Source organism: Klebsiella sp. LTGPAF-6F (assembly GCF_001753185.1).
GTDB classification, from domain to species: Bacteria; Pseudomonadota; Gammaproteobacteria; order Enterobacterales; family Enterobacteriaceae; genus Klebsiella; species Klebsiella michiganensis.
In genome coordinates this window covers 620,772-646,074 of record NZ_CP017450.1, presented here as the reverse complement: position 1 = coordinate 646,074, position 25,303 = coordinate 620,772, and the positions used below count along the sequence as shown (strand labels likewise).

The 25,303-nt window shown below is 51.0% G+C and carries 21 protein-coding genes and 1 tRNA gene; 16 read left to right on the top strand and 6 right to left on the bottom strand.

Annotation, left to right across the window (positions count from 1 at the left end; all coding sequences use genetic code 11):
- Positions 1 to 109 precede the first annotated feature (109 nt).
- Positions 110 to 676, bottom strand: a complete 567-nt coding sequence (locus BJF97_RS03120; RefSeq protein ID WP_014227606.1) for a winged helix-turn-helix domain-containing protein — start codon at positions 674 to 676, stop codon at positions 110 to 112.
- 492 nt (positions 677 to 1,168) lie between these two features.
- Here BJF97_RS03120 and BJF97_RS03115 point away from each other — a divergent pair, with 492 nt between their 5' ends.
- From BJF97_RS03115 to yjeJ, 8 genes are all read left to right on the top strand, one after another.
- On the top strand, positions 1,169 to 1,729 hold the full coding sequence (locus BJF97_RS03115; RefSeq protein WP_014227605.1) for a fimbrial protein: 561 nt from the start codon (positions 1,169 to 1,171) through the stop codon (positions 1,727 to 1,729).
- 57 nt (positions 1,730 to 1,786) lie between these two features.
- Positions 1,787 to 2,479, top strand: a complete 693-nt coding sequence (locus tag BJF97_RS03110) for a fimbrial biogenesis chaperone (protein WP_014227604.1) — start codon at positions 1,787 to 1,789, stop codon at positions 2,477 to 2,479.
- Positions 2,480 to 2,508: 29 nt separating this feature from the next.
- A complete protein-coding gene (locus BJF97_RS03105) occupies positions 2,509 to 5,064 on the top strand; it encodes a fimbria/pilus outer membrane usher protein (protein ID WP_032695143.1) in 2,556 nt (851 codons plus the stop codon).
- Between the two features lie 4 nt (positions 5,065 to 5,068).
- A complete protein-coding gene (locus BJF97_RS03100; protein WP_014837173.1) occupies positions 5,069 to 6,082 on the top strand; it encodes a fimbrial protein in 1,014 nt (337 codons plus the stop codon).
- A 438-nt stretch (positions 6,083 to 6,520) separates the two neighbouring features.
- Positions 6,521 to 6,883, top strand: a complete 363-nt coding sequence (locus BJF97_RS03095) for a hypothetical protein (protein WP_014227601.1) — start codon at positions 6,521 to 6,523, stop codon at positions 6,881 to 6,883.
- 80 nt (positions 6,884 to 6,963) lie between these two features.
- Complete coding sequence (locus tag BJF97_RS03090) at positions 6,964 to 8,250, top strand: HlyD family secretion protein (protein ID WP_032695142.1); 1,287 nt, start codon at positions 6,964 to 6,966, stop codon at positions 8,248 to 8,250.
- Positions 8,243 to 10,366, top strand: a complete 2,124-nt coding sequence (locus BJF97_RS03085) for a peptidase domain-containing ABC transporter (RefSeq protein ID WP_032695141.1) — start codon at positions 8,243 to 8,245, stop codon at positions 10,364 to 10,366. The genes BJF97_RS03090 and BJF97_RS03085 overlap by 8 nt, the downstream gene beginning before the upstream one ends.
- 22 nt (positions 10,367 to 10,388) lie before the next feature.
- Positions 10,389 to 11,255, top strand: a complete 867-nt coding sequence (yjeJ, locus tag BJF97_RS03080; RefSeq protein WP_070082839.1) for a YjeJ family protein — start codon at positions 10,389 to 10,391, stop codon at positions 11,253 to 11,255.
- 46 nt (positions 11,256 to 11,301) lie between these two features.
- Here the strand turns inward: yjeJ and BJF97_RS03075 are convergent, their stop codons facing one another.
- The 3 genes from BJF97_RS03075 to BJF97_RS03065 form a co-directional block, all read right to left on the bottom strand.
- The gene (locus BJF97_RS03075) at positions 11,302 to 11,655 is read right to left on the bottom strand and encodes a DUF4156 domain-containing protein (RefSeq protein ID WP_004097909.1); all 354 of its coding nucleotides are present in this window, start codon (positions 11,653 to 11,655) and stop codon (positions 11,302 to 11,304) included.
- A gap of 133 nt (positions 11,656 to 11,788) precedes the next feature.
- Complete coding sequence (groL, locus tag BJF97_RS03070; protein ID WP_014227597.1) at positions 11,789 to 13,435, bottom strand: chaperonin GroEL; 1,647 nt, start codon at positions 13,433 to 13,435, stop codon at positions 11,789 to 11,791.
- A gap of 43 nt (positions 13,436 to 13,478) precedes the next feature.
- Complete coding sequence (locus BJF97_RS03065; RefSeq protein WP_003855929.1) at positions 13,479 to 13,772, bottom strand: co-chaperone GroES; 294 nt, start codon at positions 13,770 to 13,772, stop codon at positions 13,479 to 13,481.
- Between the two features lie 234 nt (positions 13,773 to 14,006).
- Here BJF97_RS03065 and yjeH point away from each other — a divergent pair, with 234 nt between their 5' ends.
- Positions 14,007 to 15,266 carry an L-methionine/branched-chain amino acid transporter gene (yjeH, locus tag BJF97_RS03060; RefSeq protein ID WP_014227596.1) on the top strand — a complete coding sequence of 420 codons (1,260 nt, stop codon included), beginning with the start codon at positions 14,007 to 14,009 and terminating at the stop codon, positions 15,264 to 15,266.
- A gap of 19 nt (positions 15,267 to 15,285) precedes the next feature.
- On the opposite strand, the gene BJF97_RS03055 is transcribed toward yjeH, so the two are convergent.
- Complete coding sequence (locus tag BJF97_RS03055; protein ID WP_004097899.1) at positions 15,286 to 15,762, bottom strand: FxsA family protein; 477 nt, start codon at positions 15,760 to 15,762, stop codon at positions 15,286 to 15,288.
- 338 nt (positions 15,763 to 16,100) lie between these two features.
- Between BJF97_RS03055 and aspA the strand changes: the two genes are divergently transcribed.
- The 7 genes from aspA to BJF97_RS03020 all read left to right on the top strand — a co-directional run bounded on the left by aspA (position 16,101) and on the right by BJF97_RS03020 (position 24,078).
- Positions 16,101 to 17,537: an aspartate ammonia-lyase gene (gene aspA / locus BJF97_RS03050; protein WP_004097898.1), complete on the top strand. Its 1,437-nt coding sequence runs from the start codon at positions 16,101 to 16,103 to the stop codon at positions 17,535 to 17,537.
- A gap of 118 nt (positions 17,538 to 17,655) precedes the next feature.
- Entirely contained in the window at positions 17,656 to 18,957 is a 1,302-nt protein-coding gene (locus BJF97_RS03045) for an anaerobic C4-dicarboxylate transporter (protein ID WP_014227594.1), read from the top strand.
- 94 nt (positions 18,958 to 19,051) lie between these two features.
- A complete protein-coding gene (gene cutA, locus BJF97_RS03040) occupies positions 19,052 to 19,375 on the top strand; it encodes a divalent cation tolerance protein CutA (protein ID WP_004097896.1) in 324 nt (107 codons plus the stop codon).
- On the top strand, positions 19,351 to 21,120 hold the full coding sequence (locus BJF97_RS03035; protein WP_014837170.1) for a protein-disulfide reductase DsbD: 1,770 nt from the start codon (positions 19,351 to 19,353) through the stop codon (positions 21,118 to 21,120). Before cutA ends, BJF97_RS03035 begins: the two co-directional genes overlap by 25 nt.
- Positions 21,121 to 21,155: 35 nt before the next feature.
- Positions 21,156 to 21,731 (top strand): transcriptional regulator, encoded by a 576-nt coding sequence (locus BJF97_RS03030; RefSeq protein WP_009653888.1) that lies wholly within the window; start codon positions 21,156 to 21,158, stop codon positions 21,729 to 21,731.
- Positions 21,732 to 21,799: 68 nt separating this feature from the next.
- Complete coding sequence (locus BJF97_RS03025) at positions 21,800 to 23,887, top strand: DUF1176 domain-containing protein (protein ID WP_032695139.1); 2,088 nt, start codon at positions 21,800 to 21,802, stop codon at positions 23,885 to 23,887.
- A gap of 115 nt (positions 23,888 to 24,002) precedes the next feature.
- Positions 24,003 to 24,078 (top strand) — tRNA-Phe (locus BJF97_RS03020).
- Between the two features lie 198 nt (positions 24,079 to 24,276).
- Here BJF97_RS03020 and BJF97_RS03015 read toward each other — a convergent pair.
- On the bottom strand, positions 24,277 to 25,290 hold the full coding sequence (locus BJF97_RS03015) for a tyrosine-type recombinase/integrase (RefSeq protein WP_070082838.1): 1,014 nt from the start codon (positions 25,288 to 25,290) through the stop codon (positions 24,277 to 24,279).
- Positions 25,291 to 25,303: the final 13 nt, after the last annotated feature.

The window sequence follows — 25,303 nt, the reverse complement described above, 5'->3', positions numbered from 1 at the left end:
CTGGGATATAAATACTGCGGCTTAATCATTTTCGTAAAACCAGTCGTTATCCTTTCCGGAAGAAAGTAAAAGCAAATATAAAAGCAAGCTGTAAACCCACTCATTAAAGTTACAAGAAAAGAGAAAGAATGTTTGCTGCGGTCATCACCAATAGCAGGGGTAAAATCCACTTAGGTAATTTGAACTCGGTTGCGTTATTGTCACTGAAACTTTTTTGCGCATCGTCCTGAATGGCTAAATGGTGAATCACATTGTTCTCAACCGGAGGCGAAGATGTGCTCGCGGTGATCTGCACATTTTCAGGGTTTTCTGGCTCTTTTTCGTCCGTACGGAAGAATGACGCGATATTTGATCCTGCGGCGAGAACAAATCCCCGCTGCCTTACTGTAACAATAATATCTTGCGACAATCCTGCTTTCACTAACGACTTTCTTAGCAAGGAAATGTTTTGATAAAACGTATTCTGAGAAACGACAATTCCTCTATTTTTCCATACTATATCCAGAAATTCTTCTCTGGATATAATCTTCCCGTTGCTTTCGAGTAAAAGCTGCAGGCAGCGTGCCGTTGGTGCGTTGAGGGTCACACTATCCCCATTGTCTCCTACAGGCTGCAGCTCATTCATATTTACATTAAAAATAACTTCATTATTAATGATATATTCATTGAATATCATAATCCCAATCCTCTCTCACCATTCCATATGAAACAAAGATGAATTAAATTCAATTTCACCTTTAGCAAACACAGAACATCCCTTTTAGCCTGCCAGATTAGATAATTCCAAGGATAAATCCCCGCTCCTCCCAGAGCGGGGATAATATTATCATGATATTTGAACCAAAGGGAAGGCTGATTTACAACTATACGTTCCAGCTACGCTCATTATTATCTACGAAATCTGCTTGTGAATTTGCAAGCTTCAACAACTAACCTTTAAATTCAAACAGAATTCACATGCATTTTATCTATCCTGCACTTAGATTTGGTACCGCTCCGGCACAATATGCGCTATGTATATCAGATTTGTATAATAGCGTCGGCAGGAGGAAAATAACGATAGTGTTCAGGAATACATAGCGGAATGTTAGTTATTATCTATCATGCTAATTAATATCCACGCTCTGGCACTATTCAGGACTTTAGTATATATAAATGGATTAAATAAATGAAAAAAACAATTGTAGCTGTAATGGTCGCTGCTTCTGCAGCTTTGAGCGTTCAGGCTTTCGCGGCAGGGAACAGCTCTTCTCTGACTATTCTGGGTAACGTTACTGACACCGGCGAATCCTGTAACGTAACGCCGTCCGCGATGATTTCAGGCGGTTCTTTAACTCTGGACGATGTCAAAGCATCCGTGCTGGAGGCAATGGCAGTCAACACGCCGTATATGTCTACAGCAAAAGACATTGAGTATAAAATCGAAGACTGCCAGAAAGGCGCGACTAAATATTCCGGTAATATCAACGTAACCGTAACAGGCGACTACATCAGCGGCCTGGATGACGTACTGACCAACACCGCTGCCAGTCCGGCGACTAACGCTGCTGTTACCGTAGTTAACACTGATGGAACCCGCGTAAGCTTCACCGGTACTACGCCTAAGGTTATTGCTTATACTGCAGGGACTCCTTCTTATCTGCGTTATAAAGCGGCATATATTAAAACCGCAAACGGCGTTACCGATGGTGCAGTTAAGGGTGTAGCAACCTTTACTATTAGCTACTAATAAGCATACCGGGGTTTACCTCAGGTAAACCCCATTATTTTATTCAGGGAATGAATTATGCTGAAGTCATTATTGAGGCTGACTACACTTTCTTTTTTTACCATCTGCTTTGTGGCTCAGGCCGGAGTCGTGGTTGATTCAACCCGCCATCTTTATAAAGAAGGCGCGCGAGAAATCAGCGCAAACATTGAAAACAAAGATGATACGCCCTATCTCATTAAATCCTGGGTTGAAGCATCTGAAGGGATAAAAGATAGCTTTTTTATGGTGACGCCTCCGCTTTTCCGTCTGGAGGGAAAGCAAACGAATACGGTGCGTATTTTCCCTAATGCGTATATATCCAAAGCGCCGCAGGATCGTGAAACCGTTTACTTCTTTAACGTTATGTCTATCCCACCGACCAGCGAAAGTGAAGCCGACAAAAACAAGCTGCAGCTCGCCGTTCGCCACAGAATGCGTCTCATCTATCGCCCTCGAGCTATTCAGGATCTGAATATTACTACTGAAGCTAAAAAACTGCAGTGGCGTAAGTCCGGTAATAAAATAACGCTAAAAAATCCGACACCGTTCTTCATTTATTTTAAATCAATAATAATAAACGGCAGGGATATTACCAGTTCAGTTAATAATATTGATGCTTTTGCCAGCAAAGAGTTTACTTTGCCTGCAGATATAAATGGTTCAGAGATCGAGTGGAAGGTTGCTACGGATAACGGGGGTTCAGGGCCAGCCAATACCTCATCGATATAAATTCTTCTTCATTGGCCAGGGTGAAAAGTATGTCTATTTCAATAAAAAAAATGGGAGGGGCACTATCTGCAACCTACCACACATTTTTCGTTCTCGTTCCGGCGCTCGCTCTCGGTTTAAGCGCTAATACCCTCGCACGTGATTTTTTTGATCCCGCTTTTATTAAGTCAGTAAATCAGGGCGATCCATCCTCAATACCGGATTTATCCCTCTACTCAACCAGGGATGCGCAGGCGCCAGGGGTGTATCGGATTGACGTTATTTTAAATAATAGTCTGCAAGAAACAGCTGATATCCGCTTTGTTGACAAAAAAGATCCGGTGACAGGTGCGCAAAAATTGGCCCCTTGTTTAAGCATTGCTAAATTAACAACCTATGGTTTACGTTCAGAAGCATTTCCAACATTAAGAGAGGATGCAAACGGCTGTGCTGATACGAGCGTCATCCCGGATTTGACTACCGATTTTAACTTTAATACTCAACAGTTGCTGATCTCCATACCGCAGGCAGCTCTGTCGACAATCGCTCAGGGTTTTGTTTCTCCCGATGAGTTTGATGACGGTATTAACGCCTTGCTGACCAACTATCAGTTTAGTTCAGGTAAAGACTACGACGCTGACAATGAATATTACAATCTTAATTTACAATCCGGCCTGAACGTTGGGCCGTGGCGCCTGCGCAACCTTAGTACCTGGAATAAATCAGCCGGTACGAAGAGTGACTGGGATTCCGTCTATCTCTATGTGCAGCGAAGCATTGTTCCGTTAAAAAGCACCTTAGTCATGGGTGAAAGCACCTCTCTCTCCAGCATTTTTGACAGCGTCCCCTTCACGGGTATTCAACTGGCAACCGATACGGATATGATTCCTGAAAGCCTGCGCGGTTTCGCACCAATTGTTCGGGGTATTGCCAGGACCAACGCTCGCATCGTCATTAAACAGAATGGCTATCAAATCTACCAGGCCTTTGTCGCCCCAGGCGCTTTCGAAATCACCGATCTCTACTCGACCGGCGGTAACGGCGATCTTTACGTCACCGTCGAGGAGTCAGATGGTTCCCGACAGAACTTCGTCGTGCCTTACGCCTCTCTGCCATTAATGCTCAGAGAAGGCCAGATGGAGTATGAAATTACGAGCGGTAAATATCGCCCATATGACGGAAATATAGATGAAAAGCCGTTTACGCAGGCTACGATCAGCTACGGTGTCTTAAGCAACACCACTTTCTATACCGGTTTGCAGGCGGCATCCAACTATCAGGCGCTCGCTTTCGGAGCCGGGCAAAACCTTGGCGATATTGGCGCAGTTTCCGCAGACGTCACGACAGCCTGGTCCAGCAAGAAAGATGAAGATAAAACATCCGGCCAATCCTGGCGTATCCGCTATGGTAAAAATATTCTTGAGACCGGCACCAATATTACCGTAGCTGGCTATCGCTATTCGACCTCCGGGTACAATACGCTAAGCGATGTGATGAACACCTATAGCAACAGATACGGCGGCTATACTCCGCGCTCTCTGCGTAACAGAACCAATATTACCGTGAGCCAAAGCCTGGGGGCGGGGTTAGGTAGCCTTTCTGTATCCGGTATATTTGAGGACTACTGGGACAGCAAGCGCCACAATAACTCGCTAAATATTGGTTATAATGGCGGGTTCCGTCGCTTCAACTATTATGCGGGCTATAGCTATAGCCGCTACAGCTGGGGAAATAATGGCTCCGGCCGTTATGTAGAGGATGACCATGTCGTTTCATTTAATATCTCTATTCCTTTAAGCGAGTGGTTGCCCAATGCTTATGCGACCTACAACGCCACCAACAGCAGTCCGGGCTCCACCGATCAGTATGTTTCCCTGAGCGGGGTTGCGCTAGAAAATCATAACCTCGACTGGAACGTCCAGCAGGGCTACAGCAATAGGGAAGATGCCAGCGGCGGCATCTACGGCAACTATCGTGGTTCCGCGGGTTCAGTTAACGCCGGCTACAGTTATGCCAAAAATAGCCAGTTAATTAACTATGGTCTGAGCGGTGGCGTATTAGTTCATGCCGACGGTATTACCTTAGGTCAGGAAATGTCTGAGACCGCCGTATTGGTTAAAGCGCCCGGGCTGAAAAATGTACGCCTGGAAAACGACGCGACTATCGAAACGGACTCCCGCGGCTACGCGATTATTCCGTACGTTACGCCATACCATCGGACCAACGTAACCTTAGATAGCACGACTCTGGGTAATAATATGGAGTTGCCAAATACGACGCAAAAAGTGGTGCCCACCCGTGCGGCCGTTGTACGGGCTAACTTCGCGGGCAATATTGGCCGTCGCGCATTTCTTATCCTTAAGAGAGCGTCAGGAGAAAACGTGCCGTATGGCGCAACGGTAACATCAACTACCGATAAAAATGCCCAGGCCAGCATCGTATCTGATGGCGGTATGGTCTATATGTCCGGTCTGAAAGATAACGGTGAAGTCTATGCCCAGTGGGGGTCAAAGGCCGGTCAGCAGTGTAAAGCGGCTTATAGTCTGGCTACGGAAATCGAAGGCATCGCGCAGACGACTGCGGTTTGCCACCAACAGGGAAAGTAATACTATGAAATGTCTTTTTTTTATTATTAGTTTACTCAGCATAAGCTTACAGGCGGTGGCTACCTGCTCATATAGTAAAACGGGTGGCGGTGCGATTACCGTTAGTTTTAACGGTTCTGTCATCGCGGATTCCACATTACCTAACGGTAGCATATTAGCGTCGGCAAGACGTGGAAGTGTAAATCCCAAAACATTTTCATCGTGTAGTTCCAGCGATGTTTATGTCGTCAGAGCCGTACCTGTCGTAAGCCCATCTAATATTACTAAAATTGGTGGAAAAATAGTTTATGAGACGGGCATCCCCGGTATTGGGTTTCAGATTTCTGATATTACCTTACCATCAGTTAACTATTTTTCCCCTGCAGAAATAGATCAGCCAGAAATAGCCAGCAATCATTATTTTTCTAAAGCGTCTGGCCAGGTCATGGTCTGGTTAGTGAAAACCGGCCCCATAACGAAACAAAAGGGAAACAAAACGGCGGTTTATTTTATGGCTGGCCCGCCAAATCAGACCAACACAGGTGCATCGAATACCGCTGAATTATTCAGAATCAATGTGGATTTGACTAACATTACTTTTAAGGAAACTACCTGTGAAATCTCGCCGCGAAATGGGAGTATCGTAAAACTATCCACCATTGACATTTCAGATTTAAACTCAGTAGCCGTCGGCAGCGCCGCAGGCAAGGCTAAAAACATTACCCTCGATATTAAGTGCCCAGATTCGGAAACTAACAAAAAATATATTTACTGGTTTAGCCCCATATCTGTAGCATCAACGAGCGTAAATGGGCTACTATTAAACTCATTACCAGACGGTGCTCAAAACATAGGTATCATTCTTAAAAAAAATGGTTCTGCGATAAAATTTAACGATCTGGACGCTTATCCCTTCGTCAGTACTAAGAGTCAAGACTTAACTCTCACTGCTGACTATTTTAAAATCGCTAAAAATGTTTCTGCAGGAATCACCGGTGAGATAAAAACAGATTTAGAGGTCATTCTCCAGGAGGAATAGTCTTCTCCTTAACAAGGATATAAATTCATCCCGGTCGGTTTAGCACAGAACTATTGGTGCGATAAAAACTCAATTATCAAAAATGATTTTAGTTGCGAGTGGGCTCCCAGAAGTTTACTGGATGAAGTTTATGGGATGAGCGAACACAGCCGATGCATAAGCAACTTCAAGTATGGCGAGCTAAACACTTCTCTTTGTCAAGTTTTTTACTCACACATAATCACATCATAGATATTAATTCACAAAGGTTGTTACATGAATCACTAAAAATTCATTAATCAATCATCAAAGCGAACATTGAAAAATAATAAACACATACTAGAATCAGCGTCGAAATATCACTTTGCGCATTCGTGGTTTTCATTTAAAAAGTGTTAAATTACTTTTTATTTGACTTGTTGTATTCAAAAAAGCACCCATATATAAAAGGAATATATAATGAAACAATTAACTGTATTTGAAATGGAAGAGATTTCTGGCGGCTACTCCTGGGATTTCTCGTCTGTTGCTAATGCCTTAAGTAGCATTATTTGTAATGGCGCAGAAGCTATTGGGGCATCCATTTTAGGCGCCACTGCTGGCGCACTTGCCGGTTCTGCTATGGGCGGTATCTTTGGCGGCAATGGTGGCGGTATTTTAGGTATCGGGTCAATTGGCCAGGCGGTGGGGATGATTTACGGTCTGTGCGTTGGCGGCGTTGGTGGCGCTATTGCTGGTGCCATGGTTGGCTGGGATATCACTCTCGATAAATGCATCGAGATGTTTGATGGATTTGTTGATGGTACGCTAGCCTACTGGTAAGAAAATTTTCAGACCATAACTTTATGAAGGCTCTAACGAGCCTTCTTTTATCTCACTTCTCTATCTCAAAGCTGATAACAATGTTAAAAAATATCTATCGCAAGGAAGCGATTGAGTACAAAAAAATTCACTGGAAAGGGAAAGCATTATTGTTAGCAGGTATTCCGGCGTGGTTGGTCACCTTGTTAGCATCACTTTTTCTTATCGCCCTTGTATTGTCTCTCATATTTTGTACCTTTACTCAACGCATTGATGTGCGTGGCGAGGTCATTACGCTCCCCCACTCCGTTAACGTCTTCGCCCCACAGCAAGGTTTTGTGGTTAATCAGCACGTAAAAGTAGGTGATATCGTTAATAAAGGTCAACCGCTTTATGAGCTTGACGTTTCGCGTAATACCATCAATGGGAATGTGAGCGCAGCCCAAATTGAAGTAATTAATGAAAAAATCGCTAATGCGGAAGATATCATAAGCAAACTGATGCGCAATAAATCTGAAACATTAACTGCGCTTGAGAAACAGATTAAAACCACCAGCGCCTCATTGGCAGAAACTAACCGCATGCTGGCGACGACTCAGGTTGGCTTAAATAAAATGTTTACCAACTTATCCAGCTATGATAAATACCTCAAGGATGGTCTGATAACCAAAGACCAGTATAACTATCAGCATTCTTTATATTTTCAACAGCAAAGCGCCTATCAATCTCTGGTTACCCAAAAGATGCAGCTGGAATCTCAGCTCACGCAAACCAATAGCGATAAAATAACCAAAGCAGCAGACTTTGATAATCAGATCTCCAGCCAGCACAATCAAATCAATGATTACAAAAACCAGCTGGTTGAATCTAACGCGAACGGTAATCTCATTATTAAAGCCACAACTAATGGAAAGATTGAGTCGCTGGCCGTGACTAAGGGGCAGATGGTTGAGAACGGCAGCAGCCTCGCACAGATAAAACCCACAGAGGATATTGAGTATTATCTCATCCTATGGTTACCCAATAATACTATCCCTTATGTGAAGCCAGGCGACACGATTAATATTCGCTATGATGCTTTTCCTGCGGATAAATTTGGACAATTTCCAGGAAAGGTGATTTCTATCTCCTCGGTTCCAGCATCACGCCAGGAGATGGCTGAATATACCAACGTTAATAACGGCACTAGCCAGCAGGAGCTGGCGCTCTATAAAGCCATTATAAAAATTAAAGACAAGACTTTTAGCTACAATGGAAAAACGCTCACGCTCTCTAACGGCCTGAAGGCTCAGGCGGTAGTTTTTCTTGAAGAACGCCCGCTGTATATGTGGATGTTTACCCCTTTCTATAAGATGACGCAAAGCGTGAGTGGCCCGATCGATGAATAAAGAACTTTTTAAGACGATTACCGACAAGCTAAATTTTTCATTCCGCCACAAAACGCCGGTGATATTACAGTCGGAGGCTGCCGAATGCGGTATCGCCTGTCTGGCGATGGTTTGCGGCTTCTACGGGCTCAATATCGACCTGTTCAATTTCCGTCATCGCTACGGCAGCCCTTCGCAGGGCGTTACGCTCATGTCGTTGAGCAAAACGGCGGAACATGCCGGGTTGAAAAGCCGCGCGCTATCCCTCGACCTGGATGAAATCAAGCAGCTAAAGCTGCCCTGCGTCATCCACTGGGGTATGAACCATTACGTGGTACTCACTAAAGTGCGTAAAAGCAGCTTTATTGTTCACGACCCGGCGCTGGGTAAACGGGTTATTGGCATCCAGGAAATGTCCAATAACTTTACCGGCGTTGCGCTGGAGCTATGGCCGGACCAAAATTTTCAGCAGGAACAGGCGAAATCTCGTCTACGCCTGCTGGACCTGATGCGTAATATTGTTGGGCTGAAATCCGTCCTGCTCAAGATCTTTGCCTTTTCAGTGGTGGTTGAAGCTATCGGTCTGTTATTACCCATCGGCACGCAGCTGGTCACCGACCACGTCATCATGGCGCACGATCAGAGCCTGCTTTCGGTTATCTGTATTGGTCTGGTCTTCTTCACGCTCTTCCGTACATTTATTAGTATGCTGCGGGCCTGGATCTCATTAACGTTAAATACGCTGACCAATATTCAGTGGAAGACAACGCTGTTCGATCATCTGACGAGCCTGCCGTTATCCTTTTTTGAGAAGCGCCATCTGGGCGATATTCAGTCTCGTTTCTCTTCGCTGGATACTATCCGCTCAACCTTCACCAATAGCATTGTTACCGGCATTATCGATTCGATTATGACCGTTGGCCTGCTGATTATGCTAACGCTTTACGGCGGCTGGCTGGTTTGGGTCGTGGTGGGCTTTACTTTATGCTACGTCATCATGCGTTTTGCGACCTACAGCTTCTACCGCCGCGTTGCCGAAGAGCAGGTTATCAAGGGCGCCCGTTCCAGCTCGCACTTTATGGAATCGCTCTATGGTATTTCAACGATTAAGGCGTTGAACTTGAAAGAACGCCGTTCTCAGCACTGGTTAAATATCAACATCGACGCCTGTAATGCCGGTATCAAACAGACTCGGTTCGATATGATGTTTGGCGGTATTAATACCTTTATTACTTCTATCGACCAGGTTGCGGTTCTCTGGTTAGGGGCAATTATGGTTATTGATAACAATATGACCCTTGGCATGTTTATGGCCTTTAATGCCTATCGCGGTCAGTTCTCACAGCGCGCCTCAAGTTTGATCGATCTGATTATGCAGCTGCGTATGCTGTCGTTACATAATGAGCGTCTTTCAGAGATCGTCTTTAGCGAACCGGAAAAAGAACTGCCTTCACGACGCGTTTTTGCAGAAAACACGGGCGTTAAACTGGAAGTCAAGAATCTCAGCTACCAGTACGATCCGTTTTCACAGCCTATTTTTTCTAATTTAAATATTACCGTTGAACCGGGCGAATCCATCGCGCTGGTCGGCCCTTCCGGCGTCGGTAAAACCACGCTACTGAAAGTCATGTGTGGCCTGCTGTCCCCGACCAGCGGCGATGTGATAGCGGATAACCTCGATATTCAGAAAATCGGCCTTAACAACTTCCGTCATGGAACGGCCTGCGTTCTGCAGGAAGACAGACTCTTCTCGGGTTCCCTGATCGATAATATCAGCGGCTTTGAAGATAACGCCGATATGGACTTTATCGTTGAATGCGCACGCAGATGTAATATCCATGATGAAATCATGAAAATGCCGATGGGATACGAAACCATTGTCGGCGAACTCGGTTTAGGCATCTCTGGCGGGCAAAAACAGCGGCTCTTAATCGCTCGCGCCCTCTACCGAAAACCCAGCATTCTGTTTATGGATGAAGCTACCAGTCATCTCGATCTTAAAAATGAGTCGATGATTAACCAGTCTATCTCTGGGTTAAGCATTACCCGAATCATCGTCGCTCATCGGCCATCCACTATTGCCTCAGCCGATCGCATCATTGATTTATCACAGCTACGCACGCTGGCACCAGCATAACCCACAGGAAAAGGAGATCCGTATGCAAGGCACATTTATTGGTTTTAATACCGCATCAATTAAATATGAAGACAAATTTTTAGCATTAATGCTCAAAGTAAAGCTGAGTAACCAACTTTGCCAGTCTTACTATCTTCAGGCCCAGGCGCTTACCGACCTCCTGTTAGTTTTACAACACAGGATGGGCGTTGTATTACAGCGCTTAAACGCTGAAGGTGAAAGTTATAAGAGTGAGCTGGTTGCTTTTAATGAGCAGCTCATAGAAAACACCCCGGTTATAGATATGCCGGAAGTCCAGCAGCCCAATCCGGAAAGGCGAGTCATATCGATTACGTTAAAACCAGGAGCGACCTGGTCAACGCTCATTCTGGTGCTGCAAAACGAGCAAATTGCTACGCTGCGCATTGATGATATGCAGGTTGAAGCGCTGCTGATTGGCATTCAGCAATCCCTTAAAAACGCCGGTGATAACGAACTGATTAAAAATTTAACGTCATCACTGGAAAGCCTGATGCTATATGCACTGGATTTAACGAATAACAAGAATGTTGATTACCAACAGTACATCCAGGATGAGTGGAAACTCAATTTGTTTTCCCATTATCTGGGCGTACTGTACTGCTGTGACACGGAGGAAGGCCGAAAAATCATCTCCGGCGCGGTGATTAAAACCAACGCCGCCCATCCGTCAGAGCAGGAGAATAGCGTTGTGATGCGCTTAATTGAGAAGAGCCCAAAACTGAAAGAAGTGCATGCGCAGCATCAACCCTGCCAGATTTTTAGCCAAATTATTCCTTCTCAGCCGGGAAGAATGCTGTCGCTGGAGGAGTGCCTGCGGCCTTTACATGCGTTCTACCTGGCGACACAGGCGAAAATCAACGCGCGCTAAAAATATGCCAGGTGCCTCTATTGGCTCAAGAGAGGCACCTGTTAAATCAATTCGGGCACTTATAAACCTGGCCGTTCATTTGGCTATCGGTCGGGACAAAGCTGGACAACAGATTCTGCGTCGGGCTGCTGACGCCGTAAATCACGTTGCCTCCCATTTCTGCCGCATGGTTACGCAGAGCGTTTGCCGCACCGCGCATAGAGCCGCCTTCATCACCATTCTGCCCGGACAGCCAGTTGCTCTGCGTACCGGTCGCGGTGCCTAACAGCTGGCATTCAGAACCCGGTTTATCCTCAACAAAGCGTACGTTCTGGCCACCAGAGGTCAATTCGTTGCTGGAGCTGCAACCTGCTAACAACAATGCTGCGCCGACAATCCCTGCTAAATATTTTACCTGCATGTTATTCCCCACGATCAATGAGCTGGACGCACTGGCCCGGATGTACAACCTTATACTAAAAAGACGACAAAAAGAAAAACCCCCGAGCATTTCTGCCCGAGGGTTCTTTATTTCTAAGGGGTATAGCGCACGATTACATCATGCCGCCCATACCGCCCATGCCACCCATACCGCCAGCAGCCCCTAAGTCAGGCGCGTCGCTTTTCGGCAGGTCAGTGACCATGCACTCGGTGGTGATCATCAGACCAGCAACGGATGCTGCGTACTGCAGAGCAGAACGCGTCACTTTGGTTGGGTCCAGGATACCGAAGTCGATCATGTTGCCGTATTCTTCAGTTGCGGCGTTATAACCGTAGTTACCTTCCCCGCCTTTCACGTTGTTCGCAACAACAGACGGCTCTTCACCGGCGTTGGATACGATCTGACGCAGCGGAGCTTCCATTGCGCGCAGCGCAACTTTGATACCGACGTTCTGATCTTCGTTCTGAGCGGTCAGGCCAGCCAGTTTAGCGGCAACGCGAACCAGCGCTACGCCACCACCGGCAACCACGCCTTCTTCAACCGCAGCACGGGTCGCGTGCAGGGCATCGTCAACGCGTGCTTTCTTCTCTTTCATTTCAACTTCGGTCGCTGCGCCAACTTTGATTACCGCAACGCCGCCTGCCAGTTTCGCAACGCGCTCCTGCAGTTTTTCACGGTCGTAGTCAGAAGTCGCTTCTTCGATCTGCTTACGGATCTGAGTTACGCGGCCCTGAATCGCAGCTTCTTCACCCACGCCATCGATGATGGTGGTGGTGTCTTTGTTGATAACAACGCGTTTCGCCTGACCCAGGTCTTCCAGAGTCGCTTTTTCCAGCTCCATACCGATCTCTTCAGAGATAACGGTACCGCCGGTCAGAGTTGCGATGTCCTGCAGCATAGCTTTACGACGGTCGCCGAAGCCCGGAGCTTTAACCGCAGCCACTTTAACGATGCCGCGCATGGTGTTCACCACCAGGGTCGCCAGCGCTTCACCTTCAACGTCTTCAGCGATGATAACCAGCGGTTTGCCAGCTTTCGCTACGGCTTCCAGAACCGGCAGCATTTCGCGGATGTTGGAGATTTTTTTGTCAGCCAGCAGGATGAACGGGCTTTCCAGCTCAACAGCACCGGTTTCCGGCTTGTTGATGAAGTACGGGGACAGGTAGCCGCGGTCAAACTGCATACCTTCAACCACGTCCAGTTCGTCTTCCAGACCGGTACCGTCCTCAACGGTGATCACGCCTTCTTTACCGACTTTGTCCATCGCTTCCGCGATCAGTTTACCTACGGTTTCGTCGGAGTTAGCGGAGATGGTACCTACCTGAGCAATGGCTTTAGAGTCAGAACACGGTACGGACAGCGCTTTCAGTTCTTCAACGGCGGCAACGACAGCTTTGTCGATACCACGTTTCAGGTCCATCGGGTTCATACCCGCAGCAACGGCTTTCAGGCCTTCAGCGATGATCGCCTGAGCCAGTACGGTTGCGGTGGTGGTACCGTCGCCTGCAGCGTCGTTCGCTTTAGAGGCAACTTCTTTCACCATCTGCGCGCCCATGTTTTCAAACTTGTCTTCCAGCTCGATTTCACGCGCTACGGAAACGCCGTCTTTAGTGATGGTCGGCGCACCGAAGGATTTGTCCAGAACCACATTACGGCCTTTCGGGCCCAGGGTTACTTTAACTGCGTCTGCCAGTACGTTTACGCCGCGCAGCATTTTCACACGAGCGTCGTTACCGAATTTTACGTCTTTAGCTGCCATTTTATCTTTCCCTTAAATTCGTATGTTCAGTGTCGTTCGCGGATTACGCTTCAACAATTGCCAGAATGTCGCTTTCGGACATGATCAACACTTCTTCATTGTCGATCTTCTCGGACTTCACGCCATAGCCATCGTTGAAAATGACGATGTCACCAACTTTAACGTCCAGAGGCTGCACGGTTCCGTTTTCCAGGATGCGGCCCTTACCGACAGCGATGATTTCGCCACGAGTTGATTTTGCTGCCGCAGAACCGGTCAGAACGATGCCGCCAGCAGACTTCGTTTCAACTTCTTTACGTTTGACGATCACACGATCATGTAACGGACGAATACTCATTTTGATAGCTCTCCTTTGAGAAAGTCATTATCAGTTATGGATGACGCCGGTCCGCACACGGTTTTCCGGCTAGTGCCCTGAGAGATGGGGATGGGGTTTTACCGCTTCAAGGGGAAAAGTAAAAAAAAATTTGTCCTCGTGCTCGGACGCACATAAATTTGCCGTCCTCGCCCGACGTCATAAGCAAAAGCGATTGTGATACCATCCTTTTTTTGCCGGGCGCAAGGTCGAATCATGAGTGGTTTAAAACAGGAGTTAGGGCTGGCTCAAGGCGTGGGATTACTCTCCACGTCATTACTGGGAACCGGGGTCTTCGCCGTTCCGGCACTGGCCGCGCTGGTCGCCGGCGATAACAGCCTCTGGGCCTGGCCGGCGCTGATTTTACTGGTGTTTCCCATCGCTATCGTCTTTGCGACGCTGGGTCGCCACTTTCCCAGCGCCGGCGGCGTGGCGCATTTTGTGAATATGGCCTTTGGCCCGCGTCTGGCGCGCGTCACCGGCTGGCTCTTTTTATCGGTGATCCCGGTGGGATTACCCGCGGCCCTGCACATCGCCACCGGCTTTGGTCAGGCGCTTTTTGGCTGGCACGACAGCCAGCTGCTGCTGGCCGAGCTGGGAACGCTGGCGATTATCTGGTGGGTCGGTTCCCGCGGAGCCAGCTCCAGCGCCAATCTACAAACGCTGGTTGCCGTGCTGATTGTCGCCCTGATCGTCGCCATCTGGTGGCGCGGCGCGATCAATCCCGCGCAGATCCCCTTCCCGGCGCCCGCTGAAATCGATAGTTCGCAGCTTTTCTCCGCACTTTCAGTGATGTTCTGGTGCTTTGTCGGGCTGGAGGCTTTTGCACACCTGGCCTCTGAGTTTAAGCAGCCGGAACGCGATTTCCCCCGCGCGCTGATGATTGGCTTATTACTGGCGGGTTCCGTCTACTGGGCCTGTACCGTGCTGGTCCTGCATTTTCATGCCTTTGGCGAGGAGATGGCCGCCGCCGCGTCGCTGCCCAATATCGTGGTGCGCCTGTTTGGCGTGCAGGCGCTGTGGATTGCCTGCGTTATCGGCTATCTCGCCTGCTTCGCCAGCCTCAATATCTATATTCAGAGTTTTGCTCGCCTGGTCTGGTCGCAGGCGCAGTACAAGCCCGAGAGCTATCTGGCCCGGCTGTCGCCGCGACAGATTCCGCGCAACGCGCTGAACGCGGTGCTCGGCTGCTGCGTCATTAGCGCGTTATGCATTTATGCGCTCAATATCAATCTTGATGCGCTGATCGTCTACGCCAACGGCATTTTTATTATGATCTATCTGCTGTGCATGCTGGCGGGCTGCCGTTTGCTTGAGGGACGTTATCGCGCGTTAGCGGCGTTTGGCAGTCTGCTGTGCCTGCTGCTGCTGGCGATGGTGGGCTGGAAGAGCCTTTACGCGTTTATCATGCTGGCGGTACTGTGGCTGTTTTTACCGAAGCGCAGGCTGGCGGAGGGGTATTCCAGGCCGGAGTAACCGGCCCGGGCAATGCATGTTAGTCGCGGCGATCGTCTTTATGATCGAGACGGTCGCGTTCGTCGTCTTTACGCTGGTATTCGCCTTCAAAGGTATCGCCGCCGCCCGTTCCGGCGCTAAACCCGCCGCCCGGCATTCGGCTAAAGCGCAGATGCGGCATCAGTTTTAAGGTCAGATGCTTCTGTACCGGAGGTAACAGCAGCAGCAGCCCCAGGAAATCGGTAAAGAACCCCGGCAGAAGCAACAGCAAACCGGCGATAATCAGCGACACGCTTTTGATCATCTCTGCGGCCGGGCTCTCCCCCGCTGCCATCTTCTGCTGCATCAGCATGAGGTTTTTAAAGCCCTGGTTTTTCACCAGCGATATCCCCACCACCGAGCTGAAGATCACCAGAATCAGCGTCAGCAGAACGCCAAGCACATGAGCGACCTGGATAAAGATCGAGATTTCAATGTAAACGTATAAAAAAACGGCAATTAACGGAATCCAACGCACCGGCGTCTCCTTCATTAACAGACGCCAGCATCGGCGCCCGTAGTCATAGATGTGCTATTCGCATCAGCAAGATGTTGGGCCAAAACGTCACTTTTCAATCGTAAAAAAAGCTTATTTTTTTCAAAATTAGAAAACCGGTGACTCATTTCACAGATTAATAATTCTTATAAGATTCACTACATAATAAGTGATCAGGGCGGCTGATATTCGCTATCATCAGCATATGATCGTGGGCACCGGGCCGATTAAGGAAATAATCTGCGGCCAGAAAATGCGCTAGATCCCATAAATTCTGCGTATTTGGTGAATTCATAGGCAGCTTGAAAGAGAAGGTTCACATGTTAAACAACATTCGTATCGAAGAAGACCTGTTGGGTACCAGGGAAGTTCCAGCTGACGCTTACTACGGCGTCCATACTCTGAGAGCGATTGAAAACTTCTACATCAGCAACAACAAAATCAGCGATATCCCTGAATTTGTCCGCGGAATGGTGATGGTGAAGAAGGCCGCTGCGCAGGCTAACAAAGAGCTGCAAACTATCCCCAAAAGCGTCGCCAATGCCATTATCGCCGCCTGCGATGAGGTCCTGAATAACGGCAAATGCATGGACCAGTTCCCGGTCGATGTGTTCCAGGGCGGCGCGGGCACTTCCGTTAACATGAACACCAACGAAGTACTGGCGAACATCGGCCTTGAGCTGATGGGCCACCAGAAAGGCGAATATCAGTATCTCAACCCGAACGACCACGTTAACAAATGCCAGTCCACCAACGATGCCTACCCGACCGGTTTCCGCATCGCGGTCTACGCCTCTATCCTCAAACTGATCGATGCGATTAATCAGCTGGGCGAAGGTTTCCAGCAGAAGGCCGTGGAGTTCCAGGACATTCTGAAAATGGGCCGGACTCAGCTACAGGATGCGGTACCGATGACCCTCGGTCAGGAGTTCCACGCGTTTAATGTTCTGCTTAACGAAGAGACCAAATGCATTCTGCGCACCGCGGAACTGCTGCTGGAAGTGAACCTTGGCGCGACCGCTATCGGCACCCGTCTGAACACCCCGGATGGCTATCAGCAGCTGGCGGTACAAAAACTGGCGGAAGTCAGCAACCTGCCGGTTGTCCCCGCGGAAGATCTGATCGAAGCGACCTCCGACTGCGGCGCCTACGTGATGGTCCACAGCTCTCTGAAGCGTCTGGCGGTAAAACTGTCCAAAATCTGTAACGACCTGCGCCTGCTCTCTTCCGGCCCGCGCGCTGGCCTGAACGAAATCAACCTGCCTGAACTGCAGGCGGGCTCTTCCATCATGCCCGCCAAGGTTAACCCGGTGGTCCCGGAAGTGGTCAACCAGGTATGCTTCAAAGTAATCGGTAACGACACCACCGTCACCATGGCTTCCGAAGCGGGCCAGCTGCAGCTGAACGTGATGGAACCGGTGATTGGCCAGGCGATGTTTGAATCTATCCATATTCTGACCAACGCCTGCTACAACCTGCTGGAAAAATGCGTCAGCGGCATCACCGCCAACAAAGCGGTATGTGAAAGCTACGTCTACAACTCCATTGGCATCGTCACCTACCTCAACCCGTATATCGGCCACCACAATGGCGATATCGTCGGCAAAATCTGCGCTGAAACGGGCAAAAGCGTGCGGGATGTGGTGCTTGAACGCGGCCTGCTGACCGCAGCGGAGCTGGACGATATCTTCTCTGCGCAAAACCTGATGCATCCGGCCTACAAAGCGAAGCGTTATACCGATGAAAGCGAACAGTAGGTTTTCCGATTAAACTAACCACGGGCATGTCAGCAATGACATGCCCTTTTTGTTCTTATTGATTTACTAAATTACAACAACCCAATATCAACTTGTTAATAAAACAAGGAAGGCAAATATGTTTGGTGCAGAACTCGTTATTGTCCTGCTGGCGATTTATCTGGGGGCCAGGCTCGGGGGAATCGGCATCGGTTTCGCCGGTGGCCTGGGCGTCCTCGTCCTGACCCTCGTGTTTCAAATTAAACCTGGCGCGATCCCCTTCGACGTCATCGAAATCATTATGGCGGTTATCGCCGCTATCGCCGCCATGCAGGTCGCCGGAGGGATGGATTACCTGGTCAGCCTTGCCGAACGTATGCTCCGGCGTCATCCCAAATACATCACCTTTCTCGCGCCGCTGGTCACCTGGTTTATGACCGTGCTTGCCGGAACCGGGCATACGGCGTTCTCAACCTTACCGGTTATCACCGAAGTGGCGAAAGAACAGGGCATTCGCCCCTCACGCCCGCTCTCCATTGCGGTGGTCGCTTCGCAGATTGCCATTACCGCCTCGCCGATTTCCGCCGCGGTGGTCTTCTTTGCCGGTATTCTCGAGCCCCTGGGCGTCAGCTACCTGACGCTACTGGCGATCTGTATTCCGGTTACCCTGATTGCCGTCATGCTTACCGCCATCGTCTGTAACTTCCTCGGCTGTGAGCTGAAAGACGACCCGATTTATCAGGAGCGGCTGGCAAAAGGGGAAGTCAAACTGCGCGGCAGCCAGGTTTTTGAACTGAAGCCGCACGCCAGACGCTCGGTATTACTGTTTCTGATCGGTATCGTCGCGGTGATGTTCTACGCCACCGCCATCAGCGATACCGTAGGGCTGATCCAGGATCCGGTCCTGCCGCGTAACGAAGCGATTGTGGTGTTTATGCTGACGATCGCGACGCTGATAAGCATCACCTGCAAAATCGACACCGGTGAAGTGCTCAACGCCAGCACCTTTAAATCCGGCATGAGCGCCTGCGTCTGCGTTCTCGGCGTCGCATGGCTGGGGGATACTTTCGTCAAAGCCCATATCAGCGATATCCAGACCGTGGCGGGCGACCTGCTGCACAACTACCCGTGGCTGCTGGCGGTGGTGCTGTTCTTCGCCGCGACCCTGCTATATTCCCAGGCCGCGACCACTAAGGCGCTGATGCCCGCCGCGCTGATGCTGGGCGTGAGCCCGCTTACCGCCATCGCCTCATTTGCAGCCGTCTCCGCCCTATTCGTTCTGCCGACCTACCCCACCCTGCTGGCGGCGGTCGAAATGGATGACACCGGCTCCACCCGCATCGGCAAATATGTCTTTAACCATGCCTTCCTGATCCCCGGCGTCATCGCCATTACGCTATGCGTGATCCTCGGGTTTATTTTCGGCGGCATCATGCTGTAAATCTCTTCAAATTCGGGCCAGATCCTGGCCCGTTTCGTTAATCCTCCCTATCTTGCGTGCTATAGTGCCTCTTTTCGCTGATACGAGGTTCACGATGACGATGCCTGATGCTGTTGTTGTACTCTGTACCGCGCCGGATGAAGCGACCGCCCAGGACCTGGCGGCCAAAGCGCTGGCGGAAAAACTCGCCGCCTGCGCCACTCTCCTGCCGGGAGCGACATCGCTCTACTACTGGGAAGGAAAACTGGAGCAGGAGTATGAAGTGCAAATGCTGCTGAAAACCGACCTTGCCCATCAGCAGGCGCTGCTGGACTGCCTGAAGTCCCATCACCCGTATCAAACCCCTGAACTTCTGGTTCTGCCCGTTATTCACGGAGACAACGATTACCTCTCATGGCTCAACGCATCATTACGCTGATCCTGCTGCTTTGCAGCACATCGGCCATTGCCGGCCTGTTCGACGCCCCTGGCCGCTCGAACTTTGTTCCTGCTGACCAGGCTTTTGCCTTCGATTTTCAGCAGAATCAACACGATCTTAATCTGACCTGGCAAATCAAGGATGGTTACTATCTTTACCGTAAACAGATAAAGCTGACGTCCGCCGATGCGGCGTTTACCGACCCCTCGCTGCCTGCAGGCGAATGGCATGAGGACGAGTTTTACGGTAAAAGCGAAATTTACCGCCAGCGCCTGACCGTGCCGGTCACTCTGACTCACGCCGCCGCCGGCGCGACTCTTACCGTGACTTATCAGGGATGCGCGGATGCCGGTTTCTGCTATCCGCCGGAAACCAAAATCGTGCCGCTCGGCAACGCGCTCGCGCGCTCCAGCAGCGATGCCGCCGTCGGGCAACCTGGGCTGACCCCGCCTCTGCCGCTGGAAACGCACCCGGCGCTGCCGGTAGAGTCGCCGTCTGACCTTCCGCCCCCCGCTGTGGACAATAAAGATGCCGCTCTCCCCTTTAGCGCGCTGTGGGCGCTCTTGATTGGTATCGGCATCGCGTTTACCCCCTGCGTGCTGCCGATGTATCCGCTGATTTCCGGCATCGTGCTGGGCGGTCAAAAACGTCTCTCCACCGCCCGCGCGCTGCTGCTGGCCTTTATCTACGTCCAGGGTATGGCCCTGACCTACACCGCCCTGGGGCTGGTCGTTGCCGCTGCGGGCCTGCAGTTCCAGGCGGCGCTGCAGCACCCTTATGTGCTGATCGGCCTGTCGGTGCTGTTTATCCTGCTGGCGCTGTCGATGTTTGGTCTGTTTACGCTCCAGCTGCCTTCGTCGCTGCAAACGCGCCTGACGCTGATGAGCAATAAACGCCAGGGCGGTTCACCCGGCGGCGTATTCGCCATGGGGGCGATTGCCGGATTAATCTGCTCGCCCTGCACCACCGCGCCGCTGAGCGCCATTCTGCTCTATATCGCCCAGAGCGGTAATCTGTGGCTGGGCGGCGGTACCCTGTACCTCTACGCGCTCGGTATGGGGCTGCCGCTGATCCTGGTGACCGTATTCGGTAACCGTCTGCTGCCGAAAAGCGGCCCGTGGATGGCCCACGTCAAAACCGCCTTTGGCTTTGTGATCCTGGCGCTGCCGGTATTTTTACTCGAGCGTATCGTGGGCGAACCGTGGGGCCTGCGGCTTTGGTCGCTACTTGGCGTCGCCTTTTTTAGCTGGGCGTTTATTACCTCGCTGGGCGGCACGCGCCCCTGGCTGCGTATTGTGCAAATAGCGATGCTCGGCGCCGCGCTGGTCAGCGCCCGTCCGCTGCAGGACTGGGCTTTCGATGCGCCGGTCGCGCAACGGCAGTCCCATCTCCAGTTTACCCGTATCCATAGCGTCGATGAGCTCAACCAGGCGCTGGCGCAGGCGAAAGGTAAACCGGTGATGCTCGACCTGTACGCCGACTGGTGCGTGGCCTGCAAAGAGTTCGAGAAATACACCTTTACCTCACCTGAGGTTCAACAGGCCCTGAAAGAGACCGTTCTGCTGCAGGTTGATGTCACCAAAAATAGCGCGCGGGACGCGGCGCTGCTGAAGCACCTCCAGGTGCTCGGCTTGCCCACCATTCTGTTTTTCAATGAACAGGGCGAGGAGCAGCCCATGCAGCGCGTCACCGGCTTTATGGATGCCGCGGCATTCAGCGCCCATTTGCGCGATCGACAACCGTGAGCGACACTGTAGGAGGAATAATGGAGGAAAAGACCGTGCAACGTGAAGATGTCCTGGGTGAAGCCATCCAAATCCTCGAAATCGAGGGTATCGCTAACACCACGCTGGAAATGGTCGCCGAGCGCGTGGCTTACCCGCTCAATGACCTCAAACGTTTCTGGCCTGACCAGGAAGCGCTGCTGTACGACGCGCTTCGCTATCTCAGCCATCAGGTCGATGCCTGGCGCCGCCAGCTTTTACTGGACGAGTCGCTCAGCGCGGAGCAGAAACTGCTGGCCCGCTACGCCGCGCTGACCACCTGCGTAAGCAACCATCGTTATCCCGGCTGCCTGTTTATTGCCGCCTGTACTTTTTATCCGGACCCTCAGCATCCGATCCATCAGCTGGCCGAGCAGCAAAAGCAGGCCTCGCTGGCCTATACCCATGAACTGCTTAGCCAGCTCGAAGTTGACGATCCGGCAATGGTCGCAAAGCAGATGGAGCTGATCGTTGAAGGCTGCCTGAGCCGACTGCTGATCAAGCGCAGCCAGACGGATGTCGATACCGCGCGTCGCCTGGCAGAAGACATTTTGCGTTTTGCCCAGTGCCGTATGGGCGGCGCCCTGACCTGATTCCGATATCTTAACCAATTCATCGCGCATATAATCCCCTCCTCATCGATATGCTGACAGGGTTTGATATGCGCTCTCTTCTTTGGGTTGCCATCATGGGGCTGTGTTCGACACCGCTCCTGGCAGCTTCTCCGCAAGGCTTTTCTTTCGCGCACAAAGACTGGGAGCTCGCCTGCGACAACACCGGGACCTGCCGAGCCGCCGGCTATGGCGCCACCATGGGCGAAGTCAGCGTTCTGCTGACCCGCAATGCGGGCGCGGCGCAGCACGTCATCGCTGTGGCGACTTTCGCGCAAACCGAACGCGATATCCCCCCTGACGCAACGGTAAATCTGTTCATTGACGATCGGGATAACGGCCCACTTGAGGCCGCCGACGAGAGCCACTTTCGCTTTGATGACACCCAAACGGCGGCCCTGATTCAGGCCCTGGAGCACAACGGCAAAATTGAGCTTGCCCTTAACGGCGAGCGTAAGACGCTCTCCGACGCGGGCAGCAGCGCCGTATTCCTGAAAATGGATGAGTTTCAGCAGCGCCTGGGCACTGCCGATGCGCTGTTACGCCAGGGCGACGCCGGTGATGAGAATATTTTGTCAGCCGCGCCCGCGCCGGAAATTATCGCCGCGCCGGTCATCCACAATGCCGCCACCGTAGCGCTGACGGCAAAGCAGCGGCAGAAACTCCGTCCCCAGCTCGTCCCTCTGCTAAACAGCCATTGCGACGACTGGCAAAACGCGGATATCCCGGCATCTGAGCGCCAGATCACCGCAACGCCGTTGGATAAAAGCCACACGCTGATTCAGGCGCTGTGCTGGCGCGCTGCCTACAACGACGGCTATGCAACGTGGGTGGTCGACAAGGCGTTTATGACCCAGCCTCAGCTGGTCACCACCGACGCCTCCAGCTATGCCGACGGCGTGCTCACCTTTTTCAATAAAGGCCGCGGTATCGCCGACTGCATCAGCGGTGAAGAGCGAGTCTGGGATGGCAAAACGTTTGTCCAGAGCCTGAAATACACCACCGGCGATTGCCGGGAGATCGCCCCCGGCGGCGCGTGGATGCTGCCCACCTTTGTGAGCCAGGTTATCCCGAAGCAACAGAAAGATGCCGATAACAACGCGCTGAAAGCGCTGTATAACGCCGTATTAAAGGAGCAGAAGGCCAATCCTGAACTGGATCTGAATAATATCGCCGAGCAGTTCCCCCTCAGCGGGAACGTCAGCCATTTTACGCTGACCTACGCGGACGACTCTCTGGTATCGACGACGAAACCGTCCGCCGATATCAGCGATGATGAGTGGCAGGCGTTTCTCCAGTCCGATATCAGCGCCGACTCCGAAAACGGTAAAGTGAGCTTTACGCTGGTCGACCTCGACGGTGACGGTAAACGCGATTTAATTATCGACAGCTACGTTGGCGGCACCGGACTCTTTAGCTATACCGGGATACTAAAACGCAGCGACGACGCTTTTGCTGCGGTTAACAGCGATGATAGCGGCAATGGCGATGATTTTGACGCAGGCGTTCCGGGCGCGCTCTATTCTCTCAACGGCCGCGGCGCCAACCAGTGGAGTCACTGGGTGCGCATTAACGGCCAGGTTTACGCACTCTGGTACAACGGCCAGTTTGGCGAAGACAATCTTTATCTGTTGCGCCCGTTTGGCCCCTCAGGCAGTACGCCGGCAGTGACAATCCGCTATCGCTACACCCTTAACGACATTCGCTCGCCGGAAAAAGACCAGCCTCTGACGCCCGCGCTGAATGAGCGGGAGAAGTCAGACCTGCTGAAGTCGCTGGAAGTGATGCAGAGCAGCCTGCTCAAGGATAAGCCACAGAGCGACAATGACGCGCCAATTTGCCCTATTCCTCCGGGCACATCATCCGACGACGCGGAAAACTACTACAGCGGGGTAGCGTCGAACTATATCTATGAAACCGTGGCATATATCCCGGTCTGGCTGAGCGATAAATGTTTTATCGGCACCATCTTTAGCCACCACGGCGCCTATCGTCACGGCGTCGATGCGGAAATCACGATCAGCTCGCCGCGCGATGACGAAGACATTGTTGGCGACTACGCGATCTCCGGATTACGCCGCGCTATCTCGGTGACCAGCGGCTGGAAAATCCGTGAAGGCGACAACGGTATGATGTAATTTTCAGCAAAAAAGCGTCTTCAGGTGCAGAATTGCCGCAAACTTAAGCAACCGGTAGATAAATCGAGAAATTTGATTGACGCCGCGTACGGATTACGGTTTAATGCGCCCCGTTGCCCGGATAGCTCAGTCGGTAGAGCAGGGGATTGAAAATCCCCGTGTCCTTGGTTCGATTCCGAGTCCGGGCACCACTAATTCTGCATCAAAGCACGCTGGTTAGAGGATAAATCCTTTGACGGGCGGAAAAAATGGAACCGGCAAGTTAATCTCGTAGTGTTTTCTAAGACCTTGTACACTCGATGTTAATGATTAGGTTCCTCTCAAAAAGGATGCCTGTGTCAGCAGGCGTCCTTTTCTTGAGCACTGGCAATTCTTACAGTTCGTTAAAGTTATGTCAAGGCGTGACTGGTTTCTACCTCGCCCGCCGGAATGACATCCATATACAGCGACAATTCCTCCTCTAGTGCCTGACCGGTGATCGCCAAATCCAACTCGACGTATTCCATTGTGGTACTGACGCTCCGATGCCCCAGCAGCCCTTTGACCAGCGCCAGATTGCGATCGGGCGACTTCATCATTTCCGTCGCCAGGGTATGCCTGAATCGGTGCGGGCTTACCTTAAAACCACACTCCTTTGTCAGTCTGGTGAAAAACGAACGAACAGGCTGTATCGCCGGTTCGGGACCCACTTCGCCTAATGGGTTCAGGAATCTTGCCACATCAAACAGGTAGCTTTCACGTTCGGCGCCTTGCGATATAGCGCGCTCAACCAGTATCCGCATACGCTCGCGGACAAAACTGACGACAGGAACCCGCCACTCGCGATAGGTTTTACTTCCCTCTCTGCACAGCAGAATGGCATTGGCTTCTAGATCGACGTCCATCAGACGTATGTGCAACAACTGGTTTTGCCGCATACCGGTCGAACGCAACACATCAATCACTGTCCGCCAATACCACACCGGATAGAGTGCGCAAGGCCGGCCTTTCTTCTCCTGGCGCTTTTCTCTTACTTCAAATTGCCCCAGAACCAGGTTCACCCTGACCAGTTGGTCACGACTCAGGATTTTCTTGCGTTTGCTTCCTAATGGCACCTGTGTTTCGTTGAGCGGATTCTCCCCGATAATGAGCCATTTTTTCTTGATCCCCTGGTTGTAAAGCGCCCGTAAATGACGCACCTTATTATTCCAGGTGCTGGTCGTTAAACCTCTTCCAAGCATGTCCCTGCGCCATAAAAGCAAGTCACGGTGAGTCACTTCGTCAGGCAACCTGTCATGGTCGATGAATTTCCGAAACACCGCGACCACGCGCCGATAGCTATTTTCAGTATCCGGTCGCAATGGTTTAGAGAAAAAGTATTCATCAAGCAATGCATCCCAGCTCATTAACCGTTCCTTATTCATGATTGACACCCCT

Excerpts from the sequence above, each read along its gene's own strand:
- BJF97_RS03120 (WP_014227606.1), bottom strand. The coding sequence starts at position 676 with ATGATATTCAATGAATATATCATTAATAATGAAGTTATTTTTAATGTA.
- BJF97_RS03115 (WP_014227605.1), top strand. The coding sequence starts at position 1,169 with ATGAAAAAAACAATTGTAGCTGTAATGGTCGCTGCTTCTGCAGCTTTG.
- BJF97_RS03110 (WP_014227604.1), top strand. The coding sequence starts at position 1,787 with ATGCTGAAGTCATTATTGAGGCTGACTACACTTTCTTTTTTTACCATC.
- BJF97_RS03105 (WP_032695143.1), top strand. The coding sequence starts at position 2,509 with ATGTCTATTTCAATAAAAAAAATGGGAGGGGCACTATCTGCAACCTAC.
- BJF97_RS03100 (WP_014837173.1), top strand. The coding sequence starts at position 5,069 with ATGAAATGTCTTTTTTTTATTATTAGTTTACTCAGCATAAGCTTACAG.
- BJF97_RS03095 (WP_014227601.1), top strand. The coding sequence starts at position 6,521 with ATGAAACAATTAACTGTATTTGAAATGGAAGAGATTTCTGGCGGCTAC.
- BJF97_RS03090 (WP_032695142.1), top strand. The coding sequence starts at position 6,964 with ATGTTAAAAAATATCTATCGCAAGGAAGCGATTGAGTACAAAAAAATT.
- BJF97_RS03085 (WP_032695141.1), top strand. The coding sequence starts at position 8,243 with ATGAATAAAGAACTTTTTAAGACGATTACCGACAAGCTAAATTTTTCA.
- yjeJ (WP_070082839.1), top strand. The coding sequence starts at position 10,389 with ATGCAAGGCACATTTATTGGTTTTAATACCGCATCAATTAAATATGAA.
- BJF97_RS03075 (WP_004097909.1), bottom strand. The coding sequence starts at position 11,655 with ATGCAGGTAAAATATTTAGCAGGGATTGTCGGCGCAGCATTGTTGTTA.
- groL (WP_014227597.1), bottom strand. The coding sequence starts at position 13,435 with ATGGCAGCTAAAGACGTAAAATTCGGTAACGACGCTCGTGTGAAAATG.
- BJF97_RS03065 (WP_003855929.1), bottom strand. The coding sequence starts at position 13,772 with ATGAGTATTCGTCCGTTACATGATCGTGTGATCGTCAAACGTAAAGAA.
- yjeH (WP_014227596.1), top strand. The coding sequence starts at position 14,007 with ATGAGTGGTTTAAAACAGGAGTTAGGGCTGGCTCAAGGCGTGGGATTA.
- aspA (WP_004097898.1), top strand. The coding sequence starts at position 16,101 with ATGTTAAACAACATTCGTATCGAAGAAGACCTGTTGGGTACCAGGGAA.
- BJF97_RS03045 (WP_014227594.1), top strand. The coding sequence starts at position 17,656 with ATGTTTGGTGCAGAACTCGTTATTGTCCTGCTGGCGATTTATCTGGGG.
- cutA (WP_004097896.1), top strand. The coding sequence starts at position 19,052 with ATGACGATGCCTGATGCTGTTGTTGTACTCTGTACCGCGCCGGATGAA.
- BJF97_RS03035 (WP_014837170.1), top strand. The coding sequence starts at position 19,351 with ATGGCTCAACGCATCATTACGCTGATCCTGCTGCTTTGCAGCACATCG.
- BJF97_RS03025 (WP_032695139.1), top strand. The coding sequence starts at position 21,800 with ATGCGCTCTCTTCTTTGGGTTGCCATCATGGGGCTGTGTTCGACACCG.
- BJF97_RS03015 (WP_070082838.1), bottom strand. The coding sequence starts at position 25,290 with ATGAATAAGGAACGGTTAATGAGCTGGGATGCATTGCTTGATGAATAC.